The sequence below is a fragment of the Micromonospora sp. NBC_00389 genome (assembly GCF_036059255.1).
In the GTDB taxonomy this organism is placed as follows: domain Bacteria; phylum Actinomycetota; class Actinomycetes; order Mycobacteriales; family Micromonosporaceae; genus Micromonospora.
Window position 1 is genome coordinate 6443967 of sequence record NZ_CP107947.1, and the last position, 12265, is coordinate 6456231.

Sequence of the window (12265 nt, forward strand, 5' to 3'; positions counted from 1 at the left end):
AGCATCCCTGTATCCGAGTCGCCCGTTTGATCGCTGAGTGGGAGGGTTCGGGTGCACCCCTGGTCCCCGCCGTGCCATCGCCATCACTGCTCGACCTTCGAGGTCCAGCTTGAGTTCTGCGAGGCCCGGCGGCCCAGGACACCCCGACTGGCTACAGGGCTATGCGCCAATGAGCGCCGATCAGTGAGCGACCGGCTGCGGTGTCCCGGGACCACCGGGTGTCTTCCCACTGATGCAACAGCGAGGAGACAACTGTGAGTATCAACCCCAACCCCACTGCCATGCGCGTCACGGCGGGGGTGGACTGGGCCAAGGACGACCACGCCGTCTGCGTGCTCGGCGATCAAGGGGAGGTCCTGGACCGGTTCACCGTGCCGCACGACGCGGCCGGGTTGAAGCGGATGGCCGCCCGGCTGCTGCGCGCCGGTGTCGAGCAGGTCGGCATCGAACGCGGCGACGGACCGGTGGTCCAGACCCTGATGCGGGCCGGACTGACCGTGTACGTGATCCCGCCCGGTCAGGTGAAGAACCTGCGCAGCCGGTACGGATCGGCCGGGAACAAGGACGACCGATTCGACGCCTACGTCCTGGCCGACGTGGTCCGCACCGACGTCCGCCGGCTGCGACCCATGGTTGTCGACAGCGAGCAGACCACCGCGCTGCGCGGCAGCGTCCGCGCCCGCCGAGACCTCGTCACCCACCGGGTCGCCGCAGCCAACCAGCTGCGGGCACACCTGCAGATCGTGTTCCCCGCCGCCGCAACGCTGTTCGCCGACATCGACTCGCCGATCACTCTGACCTTCCTGGGCCGGTTCACCACCCAGCAGGCCGCGGACTGGCTCTCGCCCAAACGCCTCGCCGTCTGGCTGCGCTCCGTCTCATACAGCGGAGGCGTTGACCCGGCCGTGCTGCACGCCCGGCTGCTTGCCGCACCCCGCGGCGTCACCGGCGAGCCCGCCGGCATCCACGCGGGCACCACCACCGCGCTGGTCGCCGTCCTGCGAACCCTGACAGCCCAGATCCAGATCCTGGCCGCCAGCATCGGCGAACAACTCGACGCACATCCCGACGCGCCGATCTTCACGTCCCTGCCCCGCTCCGGCAGCGTCCGGGCCGCCCGGCTGCTCGCCGAAATCGGCGACGCCCGCGGACGGTTCCCCACCCGCGAATCGCTGACCTGCCTCGCCGGGGTCGCCCCCTCGACCCGACAATCGGGCAAGGTCAAGACCGTCATGCTCCGCTGGGGCGCCGACAAACAACTGCGCGACGCCCTCTGCGATTTCGCCGGCGACTCCCGCCGCGCCAACCCCTGGGCCGCCGATCTATACGCAAAAGCAACCGCCCGCGGCTGCGACCACCCCCACGCCGTCCGCATCCTCGCCCGCGCCTGGGCACACATCATCTGGCGCTGCTGGCAGGACAACGTCCCCTACAACCCAGCCACCCACGGCACCCTCCAAACCCTCCTCAACCAAAACCAACCAACAGCCGCCTGACCCAGGGGTTGACACAGGGCAACTCAAGCCTGCCACGATCTTGCCAACACTCAATGCAACGGCACCCGATGACGTGCCAAACGTTCACCCGAGCGAATCGCTGCGTCCATCACGGCTCAGTACGCCCGGCCTTGCGGGGCGTGCCCGAAACGGTCGGCGGTCGGCCGGGATGAGCCTGCTCGAGTCTGGCCTGCTCGGCCCTGAACTGTTCGGCCCGTTCCCGCAGCTCGGGCGGAACGAGCTCGAGCAGCTGGTCGGGGCGCAGCGGAAGGTCGAGCAGACTCAGCTGGACTCGTTTGCGCTGCTGGTGGATACCCGGATCGAACCGTACGACGTTGACCGCGTCTTCGTTGAGGCGCAACTTCAGCCCGCCGCCGGGCCTGAGCATACCGACAGGCGTCCCGTCGGCCGTTATGCGCAACGACGCATCCTCCGACGGGTTGTACAGCTCCACGCCGTCTTTGCCGCCTAGCACGACCGACCGACTGATGCCCGTCATGGGTGCAACCGGGGTTAGCGCGATCGACGGTGCAGACGGTGAGATGACCGGCCCGCCGGCGGCGTAGTTGTAGGCCGTCGAGCCCGTCGGGGTGCATGCGATGACAGCGTCGCCGCAGTAGTAGCCGTGCCGCGAGCCGTTGACGAGCAAGTCGACTGTCATGCTCACCAGCGGCTCGGACGCCGTTACCACGACGTCGTTGAAGGCGGTAACGCCGTCGTCGTTGGTGATGATTTCCAAACAACTGTGGGGTTCCAGCGTGTAGTCGCCGACTACGAGGCGGTCCAACGCCGCTTCCAGGCCGGCGGGAGAGACCTCAACGAGGAAGCCGACCTTGCCGTAGTTGACCCCGAGGACCGGCTTGTCCCGCCCCACGACCAAGCGCATGGCGCCAAGCATCGTCCCATCGCCGCCCAGGCTCACCACCGCGTCCAGGCGGTCGACGAACGCGGCGGCGGCGACCGCCTCGATATCTGGCCCGACCAGCGGCGCATCTGCCTCCCGCACAAGCAAGGTGCCGCCATACTGATGCACGAAGCGCTTGATGACATTTACCGAGTCGAGGACCGGCTTGGACGGGTGAACCACCAACCCAAACGTGACCTGCCGCTCCCCCATGCGGCCATCATCCCCGTAGCGGCGCTTCCGTGTTGCCGAAAGCCGGGCAGGGTGCCATACAGCTTGCCGGTACCGATGACCAGACTTGCTGGCCTTGGCCTCGTCCGCGGGAACGGGCGCCCGAGCAGGTCAGCTATTCGCGGCCGACCCAGGTGGCGACGCACACCTCATTGCCTTCGGCGTCGGCCAGTACCCACCACATCGGCGCGTGCGCATCGGAGACCAGGCGGCCGCCGGCGGCAAGGGCGGCGGCGATGCGAGCCTTGGCCTGATCGTGCGGGACAGCGACATCGAGGTGCATGCGGTTGCGTTGTGGGCGCGCCCCGTTCATTTGCTGCAACCCGAAGCCCGGGCCTCGGCGCGACGGGTCGAACAGGTAGTCGTCGCCGATCTGGCGATAGCCGAGCAGCGCACGCCAGAACGGCAGCACTTCCGCGCCGACGAGTGCGTCGAGGGTGACGTTGATGAGCTGAACGGCGGTCGGGTCGGCAGGGATGTCCAGTTTCTTGGCGGCCGCCGAGATCCGCCGGGCAAGCGCGATGTCGCGCAGACTCAGGGTCACTGTGACGCCGGCGTTGCGCAGGTCGATGTTGAGATACTGATGCTGTGCCTCGTCTGCGAGCCGGCCGATCTCATCGACGAGCGCGACGCCCCTGGCCAGCGAGCCGGTCGGGAAATGGGCCGAGACCACGTGGTAGAGGCAACGCCAGTCCTCGACACCGTCGGCCGCATGGAACTGCCCAGCCGTGATCTGCACAGTCATGCCGGCGAACCTAACATCGGCGGCGCGTCGGACGCCCACGCGAGCAGCCAACACTGAGTACCCCCTCCCCCGGCTCACGGTGGTCCGGAACTCACGAACCCAAGAACCGGCCGCCGAGGGACCGATTGGTGCACTCAGCTCTGCCTCATCTGCTCTTCTGAGCGTCGATTTAGACGTATCCAATGGCGTCGATCAGACCCCACCTGCCGGGAATGTCGAGCAGCTCGATCCGACTGAATTTCTCGGGCAGGGCCGGCGCCACCACCAGGTCATCCCCGTACGGCTCCAAGCCGAGCACGGTTCGCAACAACAGGAGTGGCGCACCGGTGGACCCGGCCTGAGGGCTGTCCGCCGTCGGGTACTGGACGGGGTTCCTCGTCAGCTCGCGGTCGTAACCGCCGAAGGCCTCTGGCAGTCGACCGTCGAAGAATTCGGCTGCGTCGATGATGCCCTGGGCGATGTGCGCGGCTTCCTGGGTGAAGCCGTAGCGGCGTAGTCCCCAGGCGATGAAGGAGTTGTCGAAGGGCCAGACGGTGCCGACGTGGTAGCCGAGGGGGTTGTATCGGGCCTCTCCCTTCGCGAGGGTGCGGACGCCCCAGCCGGAGAACAGTCGGGGGCCGAGGAGGTGTTCGGCGATCTTCGCGGCTCGGGACTGGTCGACGATGCCGCTCCACAGCAGGTGGCCGATGTTGGAGGACAGCGCGTCGACCTGGCCGCCGTCGGCGTCGAGAGCGAGTGCGTAGTATTCGCCGTCCTCCACCCAGAAGTCCCGGTTGAACCGTTCCTTGAGCTCGGCGGCTTCCCGTTCGAGGCGGTCGGCGTACGCCGGGTCGTTCCAGAACTCGCGGGCCAGGCGGGCGCCGCGGATCTTGGCGTCGTAGGCGTAGCCCTGCAACTCGCAGGTGGCGCGGGGCAGGCCGGGCAGCCTGCCGTCGCGGTAGGAGATCGCGTCCCAGGAGTCCTTCCAGCACTGGTTTTCCAGGCCATTGACCTCGTTGCGGCGCTGGTACCAGATGTAGCCGTTGCCCATGATGTCGCCGTACTCGCCGATCCAGTGCAGAGCCGCCCGCGCCTCGTCTTCGAACTCATGCACCAGGGCGGCATCTCCGGTCCACCGCTCGTACTCGTCGAGCAGGATCACGTAGAGCGGGGTGACGTCCGCGCTGCCGTAGTACGGCGACTGCGGGCGTTTTTCGAACGCGACCAGCTCGCCGTAGCGGAACTCGTGCAGGATCTTTCCCGGCTCCTCGTCGCGGAAGTCGTCCAGCACGGAGCCCTGATCGATCCCCAGCATGCGCAACGTGGCCATGGCGAGCTCCGGGGTGAAGGGCATCGCCTGCAGGCTGGCAAAGATGGGTTCACGCCCAGTGAGGGTCGCGGACCACGGCAGGCCGGCGGCGGGCATCGCCACCTTCGGGAGCGTCAGGGGCGAGTACCGCAACGCCGCAAGGTCGACGAGGCTACGCCGATACGTCCTCGTCAGCGGCTCCCAGTCACACGTCAGTTGCGGCGCCTTATCGAGCCACTGGTCGAGGTCCCGCTGGAGTTGCTGCTCGCTTCGCCTGGGGCGGCCGGGATACACATGTTCACGAACATCCTCGCCGTCCGGACGCAGCACCAGTCCTCGGACCTGCAGTGTTGTGGTCCACTGTCCGTGCGGTCCGACGAGGATCTTGTACGTCAGCCCGTGTTCGTCGATCTGCGCCGGCTCGGTCGTGGAGATGACCGTCTCGCGCCGGAACTTCTCACGCTCGTAGCCGAGATGCAGGAACCCGTCCTCGACACGCCGGTGGATCCTTCCCACTGGCTGCTGCGGCTGCGCGACCGCGATCAGAGGCGTGAAGTCGGAGTCCGCCTCGACGCGGACGGTGAACTCGGCCGGTTCTTCGGAGTGGTTGAGGATGCTCAACCGCTCCTTGAAGCTGCCAGCGATCGACCGTTCACGGATGACCGACACCTTGGCGTCCAGGTAATGGGTCGGAGCGCCCGGAACCAGGAAGAAACGCACTACGAAATACCGCGAGTCGTCCACCGCCAGCGCGTGCAGCCGCTCACCGTTGACGCTCAGCTGCCAGAGCGACAGGAATCGGGTGTCGAACGAGAAGAACCCGCACGGGACGGTGGGCGTCGCTTCGATGTCGCCACTGTCATAGCTCAACACGAAGATGTTGCCGTCCAGGATCCTGACGAGCTTCGCACTCATCTATGCCCCCCACGTTCGCGGGCAAAGGTCCGCGGATGGCGCGCGCCGGGCGACCCGGGAAAGAGCCGCTCCAGCAGGACTATGAACCGAAATTTGCCTTCGCTCGTGATCTCGTTCCGCAGCCACGCCGGCAACGGTTTCTCCTCGCCGCGGGCCATGCGGTCGAAGAACGCGTTGTCGGTACGGATGACGCAGTCGGCGTCGCGCTTCTCCCTCGACACCTGAACATCACCATTGATGATGGTGACGAGCCAATGGTCGATCCCGTGATCGTGTTCGAGGTCGAAGCGTATGGTGCCGTTGGTCTTCCTCAGCAGGCGTTCGGACCCGCGGTGGTCGAGTTCGTCGAAGAACTCACTGGTCGCATCCGACATCAGCGCCACCCCTTACAGGTCGACCGGCTCAACAGGCAGCGTCGCTCACCCAGTGGTGCCGCGGCATCACCCGCAGCGGGTGAGATTGGAACACCGGTGTCGGCCGCACCAATCTCATCCGATACGGGTGATGCCGAGGTGCCCCGGCCCGGGTGATGCTGTGCTGGTCAGAACTGACCGAGGGAGTCTGATGTCGGATCCTACGGCGGAGTTCTTCGACGGGCTCGACCACCGCGGCCACGAACCCCTGCTCCAGGAGGCCACCGGCACCATACGCTTCGATCTCGAACACGATCACGGGGTCGACCGTTGGTTCGTGGTGATCCAGCAGGGTGATGTCCGCGTTTCGAGAGAGGAGCGCGAGGCCGACTCGGTCGTCCGCGTCGACAAGGGGCTCTTCGACCGGATCGTCAGCGGCGAGGAGAACCTGTACGCGGCGTGGGTGCGTAACGAACTCAGGGCCGAGGGCGAGGTGCGGCTGGCCCGCCTCATTCAGCGAGCCTTCCCGGGGCCGCCTGGCGCGCACCACCCGCGGATGTTCGCCTGGGAGCGGAGACGGCAGGCATGACTGAGGATCTCGTCAGGCTTCTCGACGGCAACACTTTCGTGGTCAGTGAGGACACCGGCGACTTCGACGCGTCTCCCACCATCCCGACCGGCCTGTTCTCGTTTGATACCCGGTTCCTGTCGAAATGGCTGCTCAGCATCGACGGTGAACGACTCAGCGCGCTCACGGTCGACGACATCGAGTACTTCGAAACGCGGTTCTTTCTCGTCCCGGTTGCTCCGACTCCTCTTGTCGACCCCAAGATTTCGGCCATCCGCGAACGCTCGATCGGTAGCAGCTTCCACGAACGGTTGACGGTGGTCAACCACCAAGGTGAGCCGGTCGACCTCCGGATCCGGTTCGAGGTCGGCAGCGACTTCGCCGATCTGTTCGAGATCAAAGACGTGCGGGAGAAGAAGGGAGATTACTACACGCGGGTCGAAAACGGGTGCCTGCGCCTCGGCTACAAGCGCGAGCAGTTCCAGCGGGAGACAGTCATCTCCAGCACCGAGCCGGCCCGGATCGACGAGCACGGGCTGACGTACGACGTCAGGATCGGGCCACGTGCCGAATGGGTAACCGAGCTGCACGTGCAGACATTGGGCTTGAACGGCCGTGATATCCGGGAGAGCCTCCAGGGCAGTCCCGGTCGGGTCAAGAAGGAGATGCGCCTGGACCTGGACCGGTGGCTCGCTGAAAGACCCCGCCTGGTCTGCGACTCCGAATCACTGATGAGGACCTACCGGCGCAGCCTCGTCGACCTCGCCGCGCTGCGTTTCACGCCGCTCACGGCCGGCGGACAACGCCTGCCTGCCGCCGGGCTGCCGTGGTTCATGGCCATCTTCGGTCGTGACAGCATCTTCACCAGTCTGCAGGCGTTGCCGTTCGCACCGCATCTCGCCGCTACGACGCTGCGCCTTCTGACGCTGGTGCAGGGCGTCGTGTTGGACGATTTTCGCGAGGAGGAGCCGGGAAAGATCATGCACGAGTTGCGCTACGGGGAAACGGTCGGGTTCGAGGAGCAGCCGCACTCACCGTATTTCGGCAGCGCCGACGCGACGCCCCTTTACGTGATCCTCATCGACGAATATGAGCGGTGGACCGGAGACGACAATGCGGTGCGGCTTCTTGAGCGCTCTGCGCGGGCGGCTCTGCACTGGATCGGCGAGTACGGCGACATCATGGGCAACGGCTACATCTGGTACCAGCGCCGCAACGAGGTCAATGGCCTGGAAAACCAGTGCTGGAAGGACTCCTGGGACGCGATCTCCTACCGCGACGGCAGGCTGCCCGGCCTGCCCCGCGCCACCTGCGAGTTGCAGGGCTACGCCTACGACGCCAAGATCCGCGGCGCCCGCCTGGCCCGCGAGTTCTGGAACGACCCGGCGTACGCCGACCGCCTCGAACGGGAAGCCGCCGAGCTCAAGGAACGGTTCAACCGGGACTTCTGGGTGGAGGACGGCGAATACTACGCACTCGCTCTCGACGCCGACGGCGGCCAGGTCGACGCGCTGTCCTCCAACATCGGCCACCTGCTGTGGAGCGGCATCGTCGACCAGTCCCGAGCCGCGAAGATCGCCGAACACCTCCTCGGCCCCCGACTGTTCTCCGGCTGGGGCGTCCGCACCCTCGCGAAGGGAGAGGCCCGATACAACCCCCTCGGCTACCACGTCGGCACCGTCTGGCCCTTCGACAACTCCTTCATCGCCTGGGGACTACGCCGCTACGGCTTCACCCAGGAAGCCGCGCACATCGCCCAGGGCATCATCGACGCAGCCGAATTCTTCGACGGTCGACTGCCAGAGGCCTTCGCCGGACATGACCGGGAGCTGACCAGATATCCCGTGCGATATCCGACGGCTTGCAGTCCGCAGGCGTGGTCGACGGGCACCCCCTTGCTACTGCTGCGGACCATGCTCGGGTTGGAGCCGCGCGGGGAGCACATGGTGACCAGACCGGCGGTGTCCCGAGAGATCGGCCGGATCGAACTGCGGGACATCCCTGGCCGGTGGGGTCGCGCCGACGCCTTCGGACGCGGGCGCATCGACTGAGAGCCGACGGTGCTCAGGCGGCGTACCGCGCGGCCATGCCGACGACGCGGAAGGCGGCGGCCACGACCAAGACGAAGGCCACCGTCGCGACCACCACCTGCAGCGCGGCGAGCGCCACTGCTCACCGAAGGTGGTCAACCCAGCTCGACCATGCGTCAGTCTCCAAACCCGGGTCGGCTCGCAACCCAGCTAGGGCGTGATCCGCTGCGGGGAGGTGTGTAGCCTCCGGCCGAAGCCAACAGGTGATGACCACCGCCAGAATGAGGCGGCCGTCGGCTGCCCGTGGCAGCGGCACCGTCGCGAGGGCGGTGCGCAACCGGTTGATGTCCCGTCGCCGCAGGCGAGGGCGTCATAAAGCGCTCCGTGACCGCGGCGGTCGGCGACCCCGTCCACGCACACCCGTCGAGAACTCGATACGGCGCTGGAGGAGAGACAGGGTGTCAGATCGTCCGTGGACGGGAGGTCCATTCGTGAGTCCGCTCAAACAGAACCGTCCACCGTGGTGACCGCGGTGGTGGGCGGTGGCGTCAGCGATGCCACGGCCATCGCGGAGTCCCGGAGTGACGCCGAACAGTTCGGGGTGCTGTACGACCGGTACGCCGCCCAGCTCTACCGATACGCCCACCGGCGGATCGGGCCGGAACGCGCCGAGGACGTGGTCGCCGAGACCTTCCTCGCCGCGTTCCGGCGGCGGGGGGCCTACGACCTCACCCGCACTGACGCCCGACCGTGGTTCTACGGCATCCTCACCAAAGAGATCGCCCGGCACCGCCGGGCCGAGGAGGCCCGCTACCGGGCCATGGGACGGGCCGGGAGCGGCGACATCGCCGACGGGTTCGCCGACCGCGTCGCCGCCTCGGTCAGCGCCCAGGCGAACCGCCGCCCGCTGGTCGACGCGCTACGCCGACTCACTCCCGGCGACCGCGACGTGCTGCTGCTCGTCGCCTGGAGCGATCTCAGCTATGAGGAGGTCGCCGAGACCCTACACATCAAGATCGGCACGGTGCGCTCCCGGCTGCACCGCGCCCGCCGGAAGCTGCGCGACGCGCTCGGCGACACCAACCCCGCTGACTTCCTCGAGGTGGACCGATGAACGACCTGAAGACCCTGGACAAATTCGGCAGGACGCTCGACCCGGACACGGCCGTCCCGCCGGCCCGGCTGCGACACCGCGTGCTGACCGAGGCGAGGCATCCCCACGGCCGGTTCCGGGCGCCCCGGTTCACTGCGCCCCGGTTCGGTTGGCGCATGGCCGCGGTGGGCGGGATGGCGGCGGTGCTCACCGCCGGCGTCCTGGTCACCCAGGTAGTGCCGATGGACGGCCAGGCCCCGGCGTCCAGTGCGTCGGCCGCTGAGCGGATCCTGGCCGCCGCCGCCGCCCAGGCGCAACGCCAGCCCGCCGTCACCGTGCCAGGCAACCAGTTCGTCTACATCGAGTCGATTGCCACGGCGCTGAGCCGGAACGAGGCCGAGCCCGGGCCGGGGACGACCAGACCGACGCAGCGCCAGATCTGGCTCTCCGCCGACGGCAGCCGGGACGGGCTGCTCCGCGAGCGTCCGCGCGGCGGCGCCGGTGACTGGGACGAGACCCCGCTGCCCGGCTGCCGCGACGGCAAGAGTGTCGCCACCAAGTACGGAAAGACCGCCGAGGTGGAGTGCACGCCCACCCCCGGCCACCACGCGGACGTGCCGACCGACGCCGACGCCATGCTGGTGTACCTCTACGCCAAGGGAGCGGGCACCAAGAACCCGCGCGACCAACAGGCGTTCACCGCGGCCGGCGACCTGATCCGGGAGGCGTACCTGTCGCCGGCGTCGCTCGCCGCGGTCTTCACCGCGGTCGCCAAGATTCCCGGTGTACGGGTGGTCGGCGACGTCACAGACGAGGCCGGGCGGGCCGGGGTGGCGCTGGCTCTGAACGAGGTGCAGGGCTTCCGCACCGAGCTGATCTTCGACCGGCAGAGCTACGCGTACCTCGGTGAGCGGTCGGTGGTCGTCCGCGACCAGGACGGGATGAAGGCCGGACAGACGATCAACTCGACGGCGGTGCTGACCGTCGCAGTCGTCAGCAGCGCCGGGCAACTGCCGAAGTGACCGGTACGGGGCGAGCGGGCGCGCGGGGTCCCTGCCCGCCCCGTACATCGGCACTCGGAGTACAGCTGGTCACACGGGTCGTCCATGCCCGAGCCACGCGCTGCCGGTTCACCGGCAGCGCCCACGTCAGTGATACCAAGATCAGCGCGCCGGCGATGTTAGGTTCGCCGGCATGCCACACGGGGGAGATATCAGGATGCTCGACTCTGCCACGACCCAGGTGATCGAACCGGTCCCGCCACAACCGCCGAGTCGGCGTCACGCACGCGGCCTCTCGGTGCTGATCAGTGGCCTGCTGACCGTGCTCCTGGCCGGTACCGCGTTGGTCGCGGTCGAGCCGCTGCGCCGCCCGTTGCCCGCGCCGACCGTCACGCGGACCCTGCCGGCGTCGACGATCATCCCCGGCACGCCCCCGGCGGTGCCGTGGCCGAAGACCGGGCAGGCTGCCCTCTCGGTCGAAGGGCTGGGCTCGCTTGGCACGTCGGGCGGGAGTAACCCGGTGCCGATCGCGAGCGTGGCCAAGGTGATGACCGCGTACCTCATCCTGACCGAGCACCCGCTCAAGCGAGGCCAGCAGGGACCGAAGCTCACCGTCAGCGCAAAGCAGGCCGCCGCATACCCGAGAGAGCTGGCGCGCGGCGAGTCCCTCGTGCCGGTCGTCGCGGGCGCGGTCTTCACCGAACGCCAGGCACTCCAGGCGGTGCTGCTCCCGTCGGCGAACAACATGGCGCGGATCCTCGCCGCCTGGGACGCCGGCAGCGTCGAGGCCTTCGTCGCCAAGATGAACGACACCGCCGCCGCGCTCGGCATGACCCACACCCACTACACCGATCCGGCCGGGCTCGACCCGGACACCATGAGCACCGCCGTCGACCAGGTGATCCTGGCCCGCAAGGCGATGCAACTGCCGGCGTTCGCGGAGATCGTGGCGCAGAAGAAGGCCACCCTGCCCATCGCCGGCATCGTGCAGAACTACAACTCCCTGGTCGGCCAAGACGGCGTCGTGGGGATCAAGACCGGGTCCACCGACGAGGCCGGCGGCTGCCTCGTCTTCGCCGCCGTCGTCAAGGTCGGCGGCCGGAAAATCACCGTCGTGGGCGCCGTCCTGGGGCAGCCCGGCGCCAACACCCCTGTGCAGCTGGACCGGGTGTTCCGGGCGACCCGTCCGCTGGTCCGCACCGCCGCCGCCGCGATTACGGTGCACTCGATCGTCCAGGCCGGCGATCAGGTCGCCACCGTGCGGGGGCCGCTCGGCGCCAGCACGACGATCAACGCGTCGAAGGACCTGACCGTGGTGGGGTGGCCGGGCATGCGGGTAAGGCTGGACATCGACATCCCGGCCGTACCGGCACGGCTGCCGGCCAAGGCCGAACACGGCCGGGTCAGCGCGGTCGTCGGCGAGGGCACGCCGGTCGCCACCGCGCTACGCACCGGCGTACGGCTGGAGGCGCCCAGCACCTGGGATCGCATCCGACAGCACCGCTGAGCCGGCGGCGCTCTGGCCCGACGCCGCCGGCCAGGCGCTCGGGCGGCATGAGTCTCACGGAGTCGTAGCCCTGGGCTTGTCGAATGGATCGGGGTAGCGGATGCCGAGGGGCCGGAGCGACGTCGAGGCTGGCG

General features: G+C 68.1%; 10 protein-coding genes and 1 pseudogene. 6 read left to right on the plus strand and 5 right to left on the minus strand.

All coding sequences use genetic code 11. The features are described 5' to 3' along the window. Positions 1 to 254 precede the first annotated feature (254 nt). On the plus strand, positions 255 to 1496 hold the full coding sequence (locus OG470_RS30500) for an IS110 family transposase (protein WP_328414295.1): 1242 nt from the start codon (positions 255 to 257) through the stop codon (positions 1494 to 1496). A 109-nt stretch (positions 1497 to 1605) separates the two neighbouring features. On the opposite strand, the gene OG470_RS30505 is transcribed toward OG470_RS30500, so the two are convergent. The 4 genes from OG470_RS30505 to OG470_RS30520 form a co-directional block, all read right to left on the minus strand. Further along, a complete protein-coding gene (locus OG470_RS30505; protein ID WP_328417854.1) occupies positions 1606 to 2613 on the minus strand; it encodes an NAD(+)/NADH kinase in 1008 nt (335 codons plus the stop codon). A 133-nt stretch (positions 2614 to 2746) separates the two neighbouring features. Further along, on the minus strand, positions 2747 to 3376 hold the full coding sequence (locus OG470_RS30510; protein ID WP_328417856.1) for a VOC family protein: 630 nt from the start codon (positions 3374 to 3376) through the stop codon (positions 2747 to 2749). Between the two features lie 169 nt (positions 3377 to 3545). Beyond that, positions 3546 to 5579 carry an amylo-alpha-1,6-glucosidase gene (locus OG470_RS30515; protein ID WP_328417857.1) on the minus strand — a complete coding sequence of 678 codons (2034 nt, stop codon included), beginning with the start codon at positions 5577 to 5579 and terminating at the stop codon, positions 3546 to 3548. Next, the gene (locus OG470_RS30520; RefSeq protein WP_328417859.1) at positions 5576 to 5953 is read right to left on the minus strand and encodes an SCP2 sterol-binding domain-containing protein; all 378 of its coding nucleotides are present in this window, start codon (positions 5951 to 5953) and stop codon (positions 5576 to 5578) included. Before OG470_RS30520 ends, OG470_RS30515 begins: the two co-directional genes overlap by 4 nt. A 190-nt stretch (positions 5954 to 6143) precedes the next feature. Here OG470_RS30520 and OG470_RS30525 point away from each other — a divergent pair, with 190 nt between their 5' ends. Beyond that, positions 6144 to 6521, plus strand: coding sequence for an SCP2 sterol-binding domain-containing protein (locus tag OG470_RS30525; RefSeq protein ID WP_328417861.1), 378 nt, complete (start codon positions 6144 to 6146; stop codon positions 6519 to 6521). Further along, positions 6518 to 8551: an amylo-alpha-1,6-glucosidase gene (locus OG470_RS30530; RefSeq protein ID WP_328417863.1), complete on the plus strand. Its 2034-nt coding sequence runs from the start codon at positions 6518 to 6520 to the stop codon at positions 8549 to 8551. Before OG470_RS30525 ends, OG470_RS30530 begins: the two co-directional genes overlap by 4 nt. A 198-nt stretch (positions 8552 to 8749) precedes the next feature. Here OG470_RS30530 and OG470_RS37400 read toward each other — a convergent pair. After that, a pseudogene (locus OG470_RS37400) lies at positions 8750 to 8926 on the minus strand (transposase); the annotation flags it as partial. A 127-nt stretch (positions 8927 to 9053) separates the two neighbouring features. Here OG470_RS37400 and OG470_RS30535 point away from each other — a divergent pair. The 3 genes from OG470_RS30535 (at position 9054) to OG470_RS30545 (ending at position 12131) form a co-directional block, all read left to right on the plus strand. After that, entirely contained in the window at positions 9054 to 9644 is a 591-nt protein-coding gene (locus OG470_RS30535) for an RNA polymerase sigma factor (protein ID WP_328417865.1), read from the plus strand. Then, complete coding sequence (locus OG470_RS30540; protein WP_328417867.1) at positions 9641 to 10645, plus strand: CU044_5270 family protein; 1005 nt, start codon at positions 9641 to 9643, stop codon at positions 10643 to 10645. The genes OG470_RS30535 and OG470_RS30540 overlap by 4 nt, the downstream gene beginning before the upstream one ends. 196 nt (positions 10646 to 10841) lie before the next feature. Beyond that, positions 10842 to 12131, plus strand: a complete 1290-nt coding sequence (locus OG470_RS30545; protein WP_328417868.1) for a D-alanyl-D-alanine carboxypeptidase family protein — start codon at positions 10842 to 10844, stop codon at positions 12129 to 12131. Positions 12132 to 12265 lie beyond the last annotated feature (134 nt).

Coding starts and splice junctions, on each gene's coding strand:
- OG470_RS30505 (WP_328417854.1), bottom strand. CDS start 2,613: ATGGGGGAGCGGCAGGTCACGTTTGGGTTGGTGGTTCACCCGTCCAAG.
- OG470_RS30510 (WP_328417856.1), bottom strand. CDS start 3,376: ATGACTGTGCAGATCACGGCTGGGCAGTTCCATGCGGCCGACGGTGTC.
- OG470_RS30515 (WP_328417857.1), bottom strand. CDS start 5,579: ATGAGTGCGAAGCTCGTCAGGATCCTGGACGGCAACATCTTCGTGTTG.
- OG470_RS30520 (WP_328417859.1), bottom strand. CDS start 5,953: ATGTCGGATGCGACCAGTGAGTTCTTCGACGAACTCGACCACCGCGGG.
- OG470_RS30525 (WP_328417861.1), top strand. CDS start 6,144: ATGTCGGATCCTACGGCGGAGTTCTTCGACGGGCTCGACCACCGCGGC.
- OG470_RS30530 (WP_328417863.1), top strand. CDS start 6,518: ATGACTGAGGATCTCGTCAGGCTTCTCGACGGCAACACTTTCGTGGTC.
- OG470_RS30540 (WP_328417867.1), top strand. CDS start 9,641: ATGAACGACCTGAAGACCCTGGACAAATTCGGCAGGACGCTCGACCCG.
- OG470_RS30545 (WP_328417868.1), top strand. CDS start 10,842: ATGCTCGACTCTGCCACGACCCAGGTGATCGAACCGGTCCCGCCACAA.